12 protein-coding genes are annotated in these 16,479 nt (G+C 46.2%); 9 read left to right on the plus strand and 3 right to left on the minus strand.

Annotated features, from left to right (window positions below):
• The first annotated feature begins 231 nt into the window (after positions 1–231).
• The 3 genes from WDV75_RS18940 (at position 232) to rluA (ending at position 6,457) form a co-directional block, all read left to right on the plus strand.
• Positions 232–2,580, plus strand: a complete 2,349-nt coding sequence (locus tag WDV75_RS18940) for a DNA polymerase II (protein ID WP_273558415.1) — start codon at positions 232–234, stop codon at positions 2,578–2,580.
• A gap of 218 nt (positions 2,581–2,798) precedes the next feature.
• The gene (gene rapA / locus WDV75_RS18945; protein ID WP_273558417.1) at positions 2,799–5,708 is read left to right on the plus strand and encodes an RNA polymerase-associated protein RapA; all 2,910 of its coding nucleotides are present in this window, start codon (positions 2,799–2,801) and stop codon (positions 5,706–5,708) included.
• Positions 5,709–5,803: 95 nt separating this feature from the next.
• Positions 5,804–6,457, plus strand: a complete 654-nt coding sequence (gene rluA, locus WDV75_RS18950) for a bifunctional tRNA pseudouridine(32) synthase/23S rRNA pseudouridine(746) synthase RluA (RefSeq protein WP_273558419.1) — start codon at positions 5,804–5,806, stop codon at positions 6,455–6,457.
• Between the two features lie 6 nt (positions 6,458–6,463).
• On the opposite strand, the gene djlA is transcribed toward rluA, so the two are convergent.
• Complete coding sequence (djlA, locus tag WDV75_RS18955) at positions 6,464–7,261, minus strand: co-chaperone DjlA (RefSeq protein WP_273558421.1); 798 nt, start codon at positions 7,259–7,261, stop codon at positions 6,464–6,466.
• 182 nt (positions 7,262–7,443) lie between these two features.
• On the opposite strand from djlA, the gene lptD reads away from it, so the two are divergent.
• The 6 genes from lptD to apaH all read left to right on the plus strand — a co-directional run bounded on the left by lptD (position 7,444) and on the right by apaH (position 14,201).
• A complete protein-coding gene (gene lptD / locus WDV75_RS18960; RefSeq protein WP_273558422.1) occupies positions 7,444–9,810 on the plus strand; it encodes an LPS assembly protein LptD in 2,367 nt (788 codons plus the stop codon).
• A gap of 64 nt (positions 9,811–9,874) precedes the next feature.
• A complete protein-coding gene (surA, locus tag WDV75_RS18965) occupies positions 9,875–11,176 on the plus strand; it encodes a peptidylprolyl isomerase SurA (RefSeq protein ID WP_273558423.1) in 1,302 nt (433 codons plus the stop codon).
• Positions 11,166–12,158, plus strand: coding sequence for a 4-hydroxythreonine-4-phosphate dehydrogenase PdxA (gene pdxA / locus WDV75_RS18970; protein ID WP_273558424.1), 993 nt, complete (start codon positions 11,166–11,168; stop codon positions 12,156–12,158). Before surA ends, pdxA begins: the two co-directional genes overlap by 11 nt.
• Entirely contained in the window at positions 12,151–12,966 is an 816-nt protein-coding gene (gene rsmA, locus WDV75_RS18975; protein ID WP_273558425.1) for a 16S rRNA (adenine(1518)-N(6)/adenine(1519)-N(6))-dimethyltransferase RsmA, read from the plus strand. Before pdxA ends, rsmA begins: the two co-directional genes overlap by 8 nt.
• 36 nt (positions 12,967–13,002) lie before the next feature.
• The gene (gene apaG, locus WDV75_RS18980) at positions 13,003–13,380 is read left to right on the plus strand and encodes a Co2+/Mg2+ efflux protein ApaG (protein ID WP_273558427.1); all 378 of its coding nucleotides are present in this window, start codon (positions 13,003–13,005) and stop codon (positions 13,378–13,380) included.
• A 2-nt stretch (positions 13,381–13,382) separates the two neighbouring features.
• Positions 13,383–14,201 carry a bis(5'-nucleosyl)-tetraphosphatase (symmetrical) ApaH gene (apaH, locus tag WDV75_RS18985; RefSeq protein ID WP_273558429.1) on the plus strand — a complete coding sequence of 273 codons (819 nt, stop codon included), beginning with the start codon at positions 13,383–13,385 and terminating at the stop codon, positions 14,199–14,201.
• Between the two features lie 67 nt (positions 14,202–14,268).
• Here apaH and folA read toward each other — a convergent pair whose 3' ends face one another.
• The gene (folA, locus tag WDV75_RS18990) at positions 14,269–14,751 is read right to left on the minus strand and encodes a type 3 dihydrofolate reductase (RefSeq protein ID WP_273558537.1); all 483 of its coding nucleotides are present in this window, start codon (positions 14,749–14,751) and stop codon (positions 14,269–14,271) included.
• 249 nt (positions 14,752–15,000) lie between these two features.
• Positions 15,001–16,422 carry a cell division protein FtsP gene (gene ftsP, locus WDV75_RS18995; protein WP_189760189.1) on the minus strand — a complete coding sequence of 474 codons (1,422 nt, stop codon included), beginning with the start codon at positions 16,420–16,422 and terminating at the stop codon, positions 15,001–15,003.
• Between the last annotated feature and the right edge of the window lie 57 nt (positions 16,423–16,479).

Below are 16,479 nucleotides of genomic sequence, written 5' to 3' on the forward strand. Positions count from 1 at the left end.
ATCAAAAAAATCCCAAAATGGACTGAGTCTTGCGAATCATAGCACCAATCCCCCGAAGTGAACGACGCCAGATGAAAAAATTTATTCATAGAGTGTATCGTTATTATGAAAGCTTATTTAGCTATAGAAAATAATCCAACACAAAATACTGTATAAATAACCATAACTGATGCTATGATTGAAATGCCCCTGTAAAGCTAAATATGGTTGGTTTCTCATAAGAGAAAAATTATGCAGATAAATCACGTTGAACAAGGCTTTATCCTGACCCGTCACTGGAAAGATACACCAACGGGTATCGAATTGGTGTATTGGCTGGCGACGGAAGCAGGCGCACGCCGCATAACTATTCCTCACCAAAACGCGGTTGCCTTTGTCCCTCAACATGATCTGCCTAAAGTAAAACCTTTACTCACACAAGAGCGAAACTGTGAATTAACAGCATTGCCATTGAAAGATTTCAATCGCCAACCTGTTGCTGCGCTGTATTGCCGGCATTACCGCCAATTGCAACACTTAGAGCACATTTTCAAGGAACAGAATATTTCTCTCTACGAAACCGATATCCGCCCACCCGACAGGTTTATGATGGAGCGCTTTATTACCGCTCCCGTTTGGTTCAACCAGAAACCCGACGGCAGTTATCAGATGAAACCCAATCCCGCTTATCGGCCTAATTTGAAATGGGTGTCACTGGATATCGAAACCAGCCAACATGGAGAGCTATACTCCATTGGCCTGGCTGGATGCGGCGAGAAAACCGTATTTATGTTAGGGCCAGAAAAGGGTCACCAACAATCTCTCGATTTCAAATTAGAGTATGTTGCCAGTCGTCCAATGATGCTGGAGAAACTCAATGCATGGCTGGCACATTATGATCCTGATGCCATTATTGGCTGGAATCTGGTTCAGTTTGATTTAAAGGTGTTACAGCAACATGCTGAGCGCTATAACGTGCCATTAAAATTTGGGCGCAATCAGACTTTGCTCGAATGGCGAGAACACGGTTTCAAACCAGAGCACTTTTTCGCCTCAGCAGAAGGCCGTTTGATTATTGACGGCATTGACGCACTAAAAACCGCAACCTGGAATTTTCCTTCTTTCAGCCTTGAATATGTTGCACAAGAACTTCTGGGAGAAGGAAAAGCTATCGATAATCCTTATGATCGCATGGATGAGATCAACCGCCGCTTTCAGCAAGATAAACCTGCCCTCGCCCACTATAATTTGCAAGATTGTATTCTGGTTAATCGTATCTTTGAGAAAGCAGATTTGATGGCCTTCTTATTGGAACGTGCCACGGTAACAGGGTTAGCGGTAGATCGCAGCGGTGGATCTGTAGCGGCATTCACGCATCTTTATTTGCCCAAAATGCATCGGATTGGCTATGTTGCGCCCATCCAGCCAACATACTTCGATGATAACAGCCCCGGCGGTTTTGTGATGGATTCATTTCCGGGGTTATACGATTCAGTGTTGGTACTGGATTACAAGAGCCTCTATCCTTCGATTATTCGCACGTTTTTGATTGATCCAGTCGGGATGGTTGAAGGCCTTGCCAATCCAGACAGTGAATACGCCGTCCCTGGCTTTCGTCAGGCATTTTTTTCCCGTACACAACATTGCCTACCGGATATCGTCACACAAATCTGGCAGGCGCGCGATAAGGCCAAACAACAACAGAATGCCCCCCTTTCCCAAGCCCTGAAAATTATTATGAATGCCTTTTATGGTGTGCTCGGTGCCTCTGGCTGTCATTTTTTTGATCCTCGCCTGACTTCATCAATTACAATGCGCGGCCACAAAATCATGCACCAAACCCGTAAGCTCATCGAATCACAAGGCTATCAGGTTATTTATGGCGATACGGATTCCACGTTTGTCTGGCTAAAGCGCTCCCATTCAGAGAAAGAAGCCTGCCAAATCGGGCATTCTTTAGTGCAATTTGTCAACCAATGGTGGCGAGATCATCTCAAAACCGAATTCAATCTTGAAAGCACGCTGGAGCTGGAATTTGAGACACATTATCGACGTTTTCTGATGCCAACAGTACGCGGGGCAGAGCAAGGCAGTAAAAAACGTTATGCCGGATTAAGCGGTGATAAGGTAATTTTCAAAGGGCTGGAAACGGTAAGGAGTGACTGGACGCCGCTGGCACAAATATTCCAGAAAGAATTATATACTTTGATTTTTCAGCAACAACCGCATCAAAATTATATTCGTGAATATCTTGCCAGGACGCTGGCGGGTGAATTTGATGATCGTCTGGTTTATCGCAAACGACTACGCCGTAAGTTGTCTGATTATCAGCGCAATGTCCCGCCCCACGTTCGGGCAGCACGTTTAGCAGATGAGTATAATCAATTACATAATCGTCCACTACAATATCAAAATGGTGGCTGGATCAATTATATCATCACTCAAGCAGGCCCTGAGCCACTAGAGAACCAAACCTCTCCTCCCGATTATGAACACTATCTCAATAAGCAATTGAAGCCGATTGCTGACGCTATCTTGCCATTTGTTCAAGATGACTTTATGCCTCTGCTGACAGGGCAAATGAGCATCTCTTTCGAATAATGGATATTTTTGCAGGTGACGGCTTGCTCGGCTTCAATTAACATATCGCCCCTCTAATGGGCCATTGTACTTTTACGATCCTTTTATCAAAAAACAGGGGTTGTAAAATGCAATTGAAAACTATCCCTATCGATAATCAATAACGATCGATATCCAACAAAAGCAGCCATCCTGCAACCATAAATAATATTGTCTAACAGAAAACTGAGCCAAAATTTATGCCATTTACTCTTGGTCAACGCTGGATAAGCGATACAGAAAGCGAACTTGGATTAGGAACAGTCGTGGCGCTTGATGCGCGCATGGTAACGTTGCTCTTCCCTGCCAGCGGAGAAAACCGCCTTTACGCACGCAATGATTCCCCCATCACCCGCGTTATGTTTAATGTGGACGATACCGTAACCAGTCACGAAGGCTGGAAACTCAAGATTAATGATGTCCAACAAGATAATGGCCTGCTGATCTATGTTGGTACACGTCTGGATACGGAAGAAGAAAATATCTGCTTGCGGGAAGTTTTTCTGGATAGCAAGCTGACGTTTAACAAACCACAGGATCGCTTGTTTGCAGGTCAAATTGACCGCATGGATCGCTTTGCGTTGCGTTTTCGCGCCCGTAAGCACCAAAGCGAGCAGTTCCGTCTGGCGGAAAGTGGGCTGCGTGGTATCCGTGCCAGTTTGATCCCTCACCAGTTACACATCGCCAATGAAGTGGGTAAACGCCACGCACCACGTGTATTACTGGCAGATGAAGTCGGCCTGGGGAAAACCATTGAAGCCGGGATGATTATCCATCAGCAATTAATGGCCGGACGGGCTGAACGTGTGTTAGTTATTGTGCCAGATAGCCTGCAACACCAATGGCTGGTGGAAATGCTGCGCCGTTTCAATCTGCGTTTTTCGCTGTTTGATGATGACCGCTATAGCGAAGCACTGCATGACAGCGATAATCCATTCGAAACCGAACAGTTGATTATCTGTTCCTTAGATTTTGTTCGCCGCAATAAGCAACGTTTTGAGCTTCTGCTGGAAGCAAGCTGGGATTTGATGGTGGTGGATGAAGCTCACCATCTGGCGTGGAGTGAAAAATCGCCAAGCCGCGAATATCAAGTTATCGAACAATTGGCAGAACAAATCCCGTCCGTCCTATTGTTAACGGCAACACCAGAGCAGTTGGGGCAAGAAAGCCACTTTGCCCGCCTGCGCCTGCTGGACCCAAATCGTTTCCACGATTATCAGGCTTTTCTTGATGAACAACAGAAATACCGCCCTGTCGCAGATGCTGTGACGTTGCTGTTATCCGGTGACACCCTAAACAATGACCAGCAAAATGCCATTGTCGAACTGATCAGCGAACAGGATATCGAACCTCTGCTGAAAGCCGCAAACAGCAATCAGGATGGGGAGAGCGAAGATGCGCGCCGCGAACTGATCACTATGTTGATGGATCGTCACGGCACCAGCCGCCTGCTTTTCCGTAACACCCGTGGTGGTGTGAAAGGTTTCCCACATCGTGAATTGCACGAGATCAAGTTACCATTGCCGGCCCAATATCAGACGGCAATCAAGGTTTCTGAAATCATGGGTGCCAAAAAGACAGTGGAGTCTCGCGCCAAAGATATGCTCTATCCTGAGCGGATTTATCAGGAATTCGAAGGGGAAAATGCCACATGGTGGAATTTCGATCCCCGCGTAGAATGGCTGATGGGTTTCTTGATGGCAAACCGCGATGAGAAAGTGCTGGTGATCTGTGCCAAAGCAGAAACGGCACTGCAACTGGAACAAGTTTTGCGTGAACGCGAAGGCATCCGCAGTGCTGTGTTCCACGAAGGTTTGTCTTTGCTGGAGCGTGACCGTGCCGCCGCTTACTTCGCTTCTGAGGAAGAAGGCGCACAAGTGCTGCTTTGTTCTGAAATTGGCTCAGAAGGACGTAACTTCCAGTTTGCCAACCAGCTTGTCATGTTTGATTTGCCATTCAACCCTGATTTGCTGGAACAGCGTATCGGTCGTCTGGATCGTATCGGGCAAAATCGCAATATCAAAATCAGTGTGCCTTATCTGGAAAATACAGCGCAATCCATTCTCCTGCGCTGGTATCACGAAGGGCTGGATGCCTTTGAGCATACTTGTCCAACAGGCCGCGCCATCTATGATAAGTATTATGAAAACCTGCTCAATTTCCTGGCTAAACCTAATGAACAAACTGGCTTCAGTGAGTTTATTATCGAATGTCGCGGGCATCATGAGAAGCTTAAACAGCAATTGGAACAAGGACGTGACCGTCTGCTGGAGATGAATTCCAACGGTGGCGAGCAAGGCCAGAAGCTGGCAGAAAAGATTGCGGCGCAAGATGACGACACGGATCTGGTGAATTTTGCCCTGAATTTGTTTGATATCATTGGTATCAATCAGGAAGATCGCTGCGACAATATTATTGCCTTGCATCCATCCGATCATATGCTGGTACCTGATTTCCCTGGATTACCAAAAGATGGCTGCTCGATTACGTTTGACCGTGAAAAAGCCCTCTCCCGCGAAGATACTCAGTTCCTGAGCTGGGAACACCCAATCATTCGCAATGGCCTGGATTTAATCCTGTCGGGAGATACGGGAAGCTGTGCCGTTTCCATCCTGAAAAACAAAGCGCTGCCCGTTGGGACGCTACTGGTTGAGTTGATTTACGTTGTTGAAGCCCAGGCACCGAAGCACCTGCAATTGACCCGTTTCTTGCCACCAACGCCAGTGCGCCTTTTGTTGGATCTGAAAGGCACCAATCTGGCGCCCCAGGTTGAGTTTGAAAGCTTCAACCGTCAGCTAAACGCGATTAACCGCCATAACGCCAGCAAGCTGGTTAATGCGGTACAGAAAGAGGTTCATGCTATCTTGCAACAATCGGAGCCTCTGATCGAAGAGCAAGCGCGTGCGTTGATTGAGAAAGCGAAGAAAGAAGCTGATGAAGCGCTGTCGGCTGAGTTGTCACGTCTGGAAGCGCTGAAAGCGGTTAACCCGAATATCCGTGATGATGAGCTGGAAGCGATTAGCTCCGAGCATAAGCATCTGCTGCTCAATCTTGATCAGGCCAACTGGCGTCTGGATGCGATTCGTTTGGTGGTTATTTCTCACCAATAAGCAGACATCAATAACCTGTCATTCGGTAAACTCAGGGGTGTTTTTCGCAAAATGCCCCTGGGGAAGCCAATTTTTTCCGACCCATTGGAGCCACTATGCTGGAGTCTTATAATCCCCCGACAGATCCTTGGTTATATGTGCTGTATCAGGACGAGCACATTATGGTTGTCAACAAACCCAGTGGATTACTCTCTGTGCCGGGTAAAGCAGAAGAGCACAAGGACAGTATCATGACGCGGATACAAGCTGAATTTCCTACCGCCGAATCAGTCCATCGATTGGATATGGCCACCAGTGGTATTATGGTCGTGGCGCTGACGAAAGCCGCCGAGCGTGAGTTGAAACGCCAGTTCCGTGAGCGTGAGCCGAAAAAAATCTATATCGCGCGGGTATGGGGAAAGCTGGAGCCGGAAAAAGGCTTAGTGGATCTGCCCTTAATCTGCGACTGGCCGAATCGCCCGAAACAAAAAGTCTGTTTTGAAACAGGCAAATCCGCACAAACTGAGTATCAGGTACTGGAATATGAGGGCCAGGCAACGCGCGTCAGGCTCGCACCAATCACAGGACGTTCTCATCAACTTCGTGTGCATATGCTGGCACTAGAGCATCCCATTCTGGGAGATAAGTTCTATGCTCATACGCAGGCAAGGGAAATGGCACCTCGCCTACAATTACATGCTCAAGAACTTTTTATTACTCATCCGGCTTATGGCACCCCCATGCATTTTGAGTGTAAAGCCGAATTTTAACGAGCGCTATTTAAAACCCCGCTCCTTTTTAATCAAATCGTAAGCCGACTGGATGGACTGCGTCTTTTGTTTCGCCAGTTCCATCATTTCTGGTGGTAAACCTTTTGCCACCAGTTTATCGGGATGATGCTCACTCATCAGTTTTCGATAAGCTCGCTTAATGGTGGTCGCATCATCCTGTTTATTGACACCCAATACCTTACAAGCATCTTCCAATGTTGCACGCTGCTGTTCACGACCTTGATGGCGGTACTGTCCATTGAAATGACGTCCGCCTTCCATCATGGCAAGGAATTGTTCAAATTGAATACGGGAAATACCTAATTCTTCGGCAATGACAAACAGAACTTTTCTTTCATTGGGATGCAGTTCGCCATCAGCAAATGCTGCTTGTAACTGAATTTCCAGGAACATGCGGATCAGGTCAGAACGACCGAAGCAAGCACGGCGTAACTGTTGCATTGTTTTACGCAAAGGAAATTGGGACTGTTTGCCTTCACGAAACGCCTGCTGCGCGGAAAGCCGTGCCTCACCATGCAGTTGCATTCTGTCCATCAATTGGGTGGCGAGCTGGATATCCGTTTCTGTTACCCGACCTTTTGCTTTGGTTAAATGCCCCAATACTTGAAAAGTACTGCGAAAAAACAGCGCCTGTCGGGTTGGGCCTTTCGTCGTCCCCCCCAATTTCTGCATCCTGATTTTGTCAAGGATGTGACCAAGCACTAAGCCAATCACAATTCCCCAAAAACCCGCACCAGATGCAATCCCAAATATCAATCCGAATAATTTTCCCCAATACTGCATATAGTCGTCAATTCCCCAATGCTCTGAGCGCAATTTTGCATTATCATACTATCCATTAAGCTCTGTGCCTAACAACAAGATTAGCAAAGTTAAACTTTACTCTGGCGCATATCTCTCAACTACGTTAGTCTCTGAGCGTTTGCCGGCACGATGCCACTGATGACGGAACCGCATAAACATCTATGAATAAATGTTATCCTACCCTGCTGGCCACAATGGTATGGGCAGCACTTTATAGTCAGCAAGCTCATGCTGACCTTGCAGCACAATGTATGCTGGGTGTACCTGTCTACGATAAGCCGATTATCACAGGCGATCCTAATAAACTGCCAGTCTATATTCAGTCCGATGATTCTCACGGTGAATACCCCAATGCGGCTGAGTTCATTGGCAATGTAAATATCCAACAGGGAAATAAAACACTGATAGCCGATAAAGTTCGGCTCGAACAGACACAAGAGCAGGATAAAGAACCTGTGCGCACTGTTACCGCAGTGGGTAATGTCAGCTATGATGACCCTCAGATCATTTTGAAGGGACCCCGCGCCTGGGCGAATCTGAACAATAAAGATACCGATGTGGAACAAGGTAAGTATCAGTTGGTTGGTCGTCAAGGACGTGGCAGCGCAGATAAGATGATGCTGCGTGATGAGAACCGCTATACCATCATGAATAATGGGATATTCACTTCTTGCCTGCCCGGTAATGACAGCTGGAGTGTCGTGGGTTCTGAAGTCATTCTTGACCGTGAAGAAGAAGTTGCCGAAATCTGGAATGCCCGTTTTCGCGTTGCCAATGTGCCGGTATTTTATACACCATATTTGCAATTACCTATCGGTAATAAACGTCGTTCTGGTTTCTTAATTCCAAATGCCAGTTTTTCCAACAAAGATGGCTTCCAATTTCTGCTGCCGTACTACTGGAACATTGCCCCTAACTATGATGCCACGATTACTCCTCATCTCATCACGATGCGGGGTTTGAAGCTCGATAATGAATTCCGTTATCTCACCAAAGCGGGGACCGGTACAGTTGCGCTGGATTGGATTGATCAGGATCGTCTGTATAAAGAGGATAAAAGGCTCAAGGCCAGACCTGAGCGGGATAGCAACAGCCGCTGGTTGTTCTACTGGAATCACAGTGGTGTCATGAATCAGGTTTGGCGTTTCAGTGCTGATTATACCAAAGTCAGTGATCCGAACTATTTCAATGACTTCAGTTCACAATACGGTTCCAGCACCGATGGCTATGCCACTCAGAAATTCAGTATTGGCTATGCCCAACAAAACTGGAATGCCACACTCACAACCAAACAGTTCCAAATTTTTACCCCTAGTGATAGAGGAAAAGCTTACCGAACAGCGCCTCAGTTAGATCTCAACTACTATAAAAATGATTTGGGACCGTTTGATTTTCGTACTTACGCTCAGGTGGCCAAATTTACCAGTGTTGGTAATCAGTGGCCAGATGGAACGCGCTGGCACCTGGAACCTTCCATTAACTTACCACTCTCCAATGGCTGGGCGAGCATCAATAATGAATTTAAGTTGATGGCAACCCATTATCAACAGGATCTTACTGAAACAACTAAATCCAACACTGAGATACCTGCATTGGAAAGATCGGTAAACCGTATTCTGCCGGTGTTTAAATCAGATGCGAAGATGGTGTTTGAACGCGCTATGTATTTTAACCAAGGCTTCACCCAGACGCTGGAACCGCGCGTTCAATATCTCTATGTGCCTTATAAGAATCAAAACAACATCAATAACTTTGATTCTTCTCTGCTACAATCGGATTATACTGGATTGTTCCGGGATCGCTTCTACAGTGGGTTAGACCGTGTTTCGTCTGCTAATCAATTTACCGCTGGCGTGACTACCCGTATTTATGATGAAGATTTAGTTGAACGTTTTAGCCTGTCCGTAGGTCAAATTTACCATTTTGAACGTCCACGTACCGAAGATACTGACTCTGTCTTAGGTAGTAAGGATATCATTGGGAACAAAAAAGGAACGGGGGCGACAACCTGGGCTGGAGATGTACACTGGAGAATCAATGATTCCTGGGGCATCAAAGGCGGGTTGCAATATGACAATCGTCTGGACGACTTCACTATGGGTAATGCCATCATGGAATACCGTCGTGACGCTGACCGCATGTTGCAGTTAAGCTACCGTTTTGTTGATCGCAATTATATTCAAGCCACACTCAAGGGTGGCGCGCCCGCTTACCAGCAAGGAATTTCTCAGATTGGTATGGTAGCAAGTTGGCCGTTGTCAGATCGTTGGGCGTTTGTCGGGGCTTATTACTACGATACCAAAGAGAAACAGCCTGCAACCCAAATGGTCGGTTTGCAATACAACACTTGCTGCTGGGCAGTCAGTGTAGGTTATGAACGCAAGATCACCGACTGGCGCTTCGATAGCAGTCAATATGACAACAAATGGTCATTCAATGTTGAACTTCGTGGCTTAAGTAACAATCATAGTTTAGGGAGTCAGAAAATGTTGCAGCAAGGTATTCTTCCATACCAACGTGCATTCTGATACCGATAAACGCAATGTAAACAAAATAACCCCGCCAAGGCGGGATTGATATGATGGGAAACGTATGAAGAACTGGAAATTGCTCATTTTCGGATTGATGTTTTCAGTAAACTCTGTCGCAATGGCGGCTCCACAAGAGCTGAATAAGGTTGCTGCCGTTGTTAACAATGATGTCGTACTGGAAAGTGACGTTAGCAGCCTTTTACAATCCGTTAAACTCAATGCAAAACATGCAGGCCAGCAATTACCGGATGAAAAAACATTGCGTCACCAAATCCTTGAGCGCCTGATTATGGATGATATTGTTCTGCAAATGGCAAACCGGATGCAGCTAACTATCCCTGATCAAGCCTTAGATTCTGCGATCACGAATATTGCGGCTCAAAACCACTTGAGCCTTGCCCAGTTAAAACAAAATCTGATCGCAGAGGGAATGAGCTTTGATACTTACCGTAATCAGATCCGCAAGGAAATGATGATTGCAGAAGTACGTAACAATGAGGTACGCCGCCGCATTACTATCCTGCCACAGGAAGTTGATTCACTGGCTAATCAAATCAGCAACCAAAACAGTCAGGACTCTGAGATAAATCTCAGCCAGATCCTGATCCCTCTGTCGGAAAACCCAAGCCAGGAGCAGGTAGAAAAAGCGGCAACCACGATTAAAAAAATCTTATCTGAACTCCACAATGGTGTCGATTTCGGCAAATTAGCGCTTTCCTATTCCAGTGATCCCCAAGCCCTGAAAGGGGGAAATATGGGTTGGAGCAAACTGCAAGAATTGCCATCCCTGTTTGCTGCACAGCTTCAATCTGCTCATAAGGGACAGATTATTGGCCCAATTCGTTCCGGCGTTGGCTTTCACATTCTGAAAGTGAATGATATCCGTGGTGGTCAGACGTCTATTGCCGTCACTGAAGTGAATGCTCGCCATATTCTGCTGAAAACATCACCTATTATGAATGATGAACAGGCACGTAACGAGTTGCTGAAACTCAGAGAAGAGATCTTAAATGGCAAAACCTCATTCGAAGAAGCCGCAAAAGCACATTCTGAAGATCCAGGTTCAGCCATGCGTGGTGGAGAACTGGGTTGGAATTTGCCGAGCGCTTACGATCCTGCTTTCCGTGATGCGTTGATGACGTTGCAAAAAGGTGAGATCAGCCAGCCTGTTCACTCCTCTTTCGGCTGGCACTTAATCCAACTGCTGGATAGCCGCAAGGTTGACAGAACAGACGCTGCACAGAAAGATCGCGCCTACCGCCTGCTGTTTAACCGTAAATTCAATGAAGAGGCACAAAACTGGATGCAGGAATTACGCGCCTCTGCTTATGTGAAAATTTTAGATGGTAGCAATGCACAATAATAAACCCATCGTCATTACCCCCGGCGAACCAGCCGGGGTTGGCCCTGACTTAGTCATTGCCTTGGCTCAAAAAGCGTGGCCTAGCCAACTGGTTGTCTGTGCTGATCCAGAGCTGATGCTTTCCCGAGCTAAGCAACTGAATTTACCCCTACAACTGCAAACTTATTCTCCAGAACACATTTCTTCATCACAGGCAGCCGGAACCCTAACCATCCTGCCCGTTAACCTCCACTCCCCGACGATGACAGGGGAATTAAACCGGAAAAACGGTACTTACGTCACGGAAACCTTAGCAAGAGCTTGCGATGGTTGCCTGAATGGGGAGTTTTCTGCATTGGTGACAGGACCTGTACATAAAGGTGTCATTAATGATGCAGGCGTGGCTTTTACTGGACATACCGAGTTTTTTGCTGACCACAGCCAATGCTCGAGGGTGGTCATGATGTTGGCAACGGAAGAGCTACGGGTAGCGCTGGCAACCACGCACCTGCCGATTCTGGATGTCCCCAAAGCAATTACGTTTGATTCCCTGCGGGAAGTTATCACCATTCTTAATCATGATCTAAAAACCAAATTCGGTATTCCCCGTCCCCATATCTATGTTTGCGGCCTGAATCCTCATGCCGGTGAAGGTGGGCATATGGGACATGAAGAAATAGATATCATCATTCCTGCCTTAGATAGTCTGAGAGCGGAAGGGATATGGTTGGAAGGTCCATTACCTGCGGATACCCTGTTCCAACCCAAATATTTAGATCATGCTGATGCCGTGCTTTCGATGTATCACGATCAAGGGTTACCCGTGTTAAAATACCAGGGTTTTGGCAGGGCCGTAAATATTACGTTAGGGCTGCCATTTATCCGAACTTCTGTCGATCATGGCACAGCACTGGAGCTGGCGGGGACAGGTCAAGCTGATGTGGGTAGTTTTATCACCGCATTGAATCTAGCAATTAAAATGATACAAAACAGTAATGAATAACAAAGTCCATCAAGGGCACCATGCCCGTAAACGTTTCGGGCAAAACTTTTTAACCGATCAATTTATTATTGATAGCATTGTCAATGCGATGAACCCACAGGCTGGCCAAGCCATCGTGGAAATCGGCCCAGGTCTGGGAGCATTGACAGAACCCGTGGGTGAACGCATGGATAAGATGACTGTCGTCGAGCTTGACCGTGATTTAGCGGCTCGTCTGCACATCCACCCCAAACTGAAAGATAAGCTGACAATCATTCAACAAGATGCGATGACCGTTGATTTTGGTCAGATTGCTAAAGAACATGGGCAACCCTTGCGTGTATTTGGTAACTTGCCTTATAACATCTCTACACCGTTAATGTTCCATCTTTTTAGCTATACTGATGCTATCGCTGATATGAACTTTATGTTGCAGAAAGAAGTTGTGAATCGTCTTGTCGCGGGACCTGACAGTAAAGCCTATGGACGCTTAAGTGTGATGGCGCAATACTACTGTCAGGTGATACCTGTGCTTGAAGTACCGCCAACGGCATTTACACCCGCGCCAAAAGTGGATTCTGCTATTGTGCGTTTGATCCCACACAAGAGTATGCCTTACCCTGTTCAAGACATTCGCATGTTAGCCCGGATCACAACTCAGGCATTTAACCAACGGAGAAAAACGATCCGCAATAGCCTTGGGAATATTTTTTCTGTTGAACAGTTAACTGAATTGGGTATTGATCCAAACACGCGGGCTGAAAACATCTCTGTCGAGCAATACTGTAAGATGGCGAACTGGTTATCATCTCAACCTGAAATTGCCTAAACAAATAAACAGGCGTTGCAGCAACAGGAGGTACCTATGCTCAATGAACCAAGAATTCATATTCAAGTACAAAGTACTTACGTAGAAAGTCAATCACAGCCGGAACAACAACGTTTTGTGTTTGCTTATACTGTATCAATTCGTAATCTTGGGCATTCCCCTGTGCAACTTATTAGCCGTTACTGGCGCATTACCAACAGTGATGGTCACCAAACCGAAGTTCAGGGTGAAGGGGTTGTGGGAAAACAACCTTTGATCCCACCGGGAACAGAATATCGCTACAGCAGTGGCGCTATTTTAGAAACACCTCTGGGGACAATGGAAGGCCATTATAACATGATCGATCACGATGGTCGTCCATTCCGTGTCGCCATTCCGGTGTTCCGGCTGGCTATTCCAACACTGATAAATTAATTATGGCTACATACCTTATTGGCGATATTCACGGCTGTTATCGTGAACTTCGCGCCTTGTTAGAACAAGTCGATTTTAATTCCAGTGAAGACACTTTATGGTTGACCGGCGATCTGATCGCTCGTGGCCCTGATTCATTGGCAGTCCTTCGCTACATTAAGCAACTCGGCTCCGCAGTAAAACTGGTATTGGGCAATCACGATCTGCATCTGTTAGCGGTTTACGCTAAAATCAGCCGCAATAAGCCGAAAGATTTGCTGGATGAATTACTCGCGGCACCGGATGTCGATGAATTAATAAATTGGTTAAGAAAACAGCCAATGCTGCAAATCGATGAAGAACTGAAACTCGTCATGGCACATGCCGGGCTAACCCCACAATGGGATCTGGAAACAGCCAAAATATGTGCCCGTGAAGTGGAAGCGATTCTTCGCAGTGACAGTTATCCTTTGTTTCTCAATGAAATGTATGGGGATATGCCGAACAATTGGACGCCAGAGTTAAGCGGACTTGCTCGATTGCGTTACAGTACCAATGCTTTGACCAGAATGCGTTATTGTTTTCCAAATGGTCAATTGGATATGAATTGTAAATCTAAACCGGAAAATGCACCTGCCCCACTCAAACCCTGGTTTGAATTACCACGCAGCATTCCTGAAGACTATTCAATCGCCTTTGGTCATTGGGCAGCTCTGGAAGGTCAAGGTACACCTTCTGGTATCTACGCCTTAGATACGGGGTGCTGTTGGGGAGGTAAATTAACCCTGCTTCGTTGGGAAGATAAACAATATTTCAGCCAAGGATCATTACTCAAATCATAAGTCTGATAAATAATAAACCTGCCGGTGACACTGGAGTGCCCCAAGGCACTCCGCACGTAAGATAAACTCACTCTCGGCGTTCCAGAATTTCAAAACAATAGCCATGAGAATTGTTTTCATCTGCATCGTGATATTCGGTAAACGTTGAATTCCATTCATCAGGTTCATAATCAGGGAAATGCGTGTCACCAATCACTTCTGCATCAATGTGAGTCAGGTACATACGATCAGCCAGAGGAATAAATTGCTCATAAATTTTTCCCCCTCCCATTACCATCACTTCTTTAACATCGCCAACGGCGGCTAAAGCGGCTTCGATAGAGTTAACCCAAGTCACCCGATCATCATTTGCAGGTTGACTGCTAATAACGATATTCAGGCGCCCAGGCAAAGGACGGCCAATCGATTCATAAGTCACTCGCCCCATTACAACCGGCTTTCCGAGTGTATTGCGTTTAAACCAGGCTAAATCACCCGGCAAAGTCCATGGCATGGCATTTTCCATACCGATAACTCGATCCATAGCCATCGCAGCAATCAAGCTGATAATCATTAAATCACCTTACAGCCAAGTAGTATGAAAATTTGGGACACTATACGGAAAGGGTTACTCGCAGTCGATATGATTAACAATTTATTACAAACAAATAGTTAGTTTACCCACTAATTGTTAAACAAGCCGCTGTTTAACAGCTTATTACTTAACAGGCAGGCAAAAAAATAACAACTTTATTCAATTTTACAGAGCATCTATCTAAAACAGTGCCAAAAATGAGTAAAGCTAAAGCAAAAATTTCATTTAAAAACCAGCAGGATCAACAACTAACTGTCCGGCAACCCCACGATCAGCCATCTCTAATATCTGGCTGTAATACATGAAAGGAAAATGTTCATAAGACGGTTGCATCATATTAACCAACAATTCTGCCCGACTATCGATCCAAACGGTATCTTTCCAGCCATAATCCTGTGGCTCTGGGCGGTTGCCATTCAGGTTGATGACCTTAAATCTTACCCCTTCAATATGGAAAGGCTGGGGCACTGACGTTGTGACTATCCAACGTTCCCATGCGCCTTGTTGACTTGTGATATCAATTCGATGTGCATTCAGCAGTGAACCATTAATTCCTTGAGAATAATCACCCAAATCAATCTGACGACTTTGAATGGTGGAGTTGATCTGTGGATTATCAACGATAAGCTGAGTTGGTAGTTGATCTGTCACCAAAGGGAGCAATCCGCTGGCTTTCAGGGTTAACACCGTCGTTGACAGCAGCTTGGTCGAAGGTTCAAACAAGCCTTTCAAACGATCGATGACACCGGCAGATTCTCCCGCAGTAACGGTAACACTTTCCACTTTTGACATATCAATCAAGACTTCTCGACGTTCCCCTGGCGCAAGTGACAATACTTGTACCGCCACGGGAGCAGGCAATAAGCCTTGATCAGTGGCAATCATGTAAAAAGGACGCCCATCACTGAGCTGCAATTGATATCGTCGGGCATTAGATGCATTCAGGAAGCGTAACCTAATCCAACCTCTGGCAACCTCCACAAAAGGATTTTCGACACCATTAACAATTAGGGTATCACCAAGAAAACCTTGATTAGCCGGTGGGTTATATTGCGGTACACCAAAATTGTCCAATCGCTTATCTTGCAAGATAACCGGAAAATCATCGACACCATAATGTCTGGGTAAAGGCAGGTTGCGGCTACTTTCGTCTTCCACCAACCACATACCAGCAAGGCCGGCATAAACATGCTGTGCCATGCGATTTGGCGTATTGGCGTGATACCAACAGGTCGATGCAACTTGATCTATCGGGATAACCGGCGACCAATTTTCCCCTGGCGCCATCAAACGGGCCGAACCGCCCATCAAAGTGCCAGGCACCAGTAAACCCCCGACGGTCATCGAAACCGGTTCGGATAACCGATTGCTATAGATCAATTTGACATCATCCCCTCGGTAAACCCGAATGGTTGGCCCTAAATAATGTCCGTTGATGCCCCAGACTGGCGCTTTGTTATGACCATTAAACGACCAAGTGGCTTTTTGTATGGCTAAAAACAGGGGTTGCCCTCTGCGGGATTCCAGTAAGGGAGGGAGCGGCAATTTTGTTTGTTGATTCTTGTTGGCCCGAACGACAAAAGGAAGCGCCCCTAAACACATAGCCAAACCAGAAGCCTGAATAAATTGGCGCCGACTCAGTGACATACTTTCTCCACAGAAGATCTCCACAGAAGGAATAGTCTCTTACGATAGAAAGACAAC

It is taken from the genome of Xenorhabdus griffiniae, from assembly GCF_037265215.1.
Taxonomy (GTDB): domain Bacteria; phylum Pseudomonadota; class Gammaproteobacteria; order Enterobacterales; family Enterobacteriaceae; genus Xenorhabdus; species Xenorhabdus griffiniae.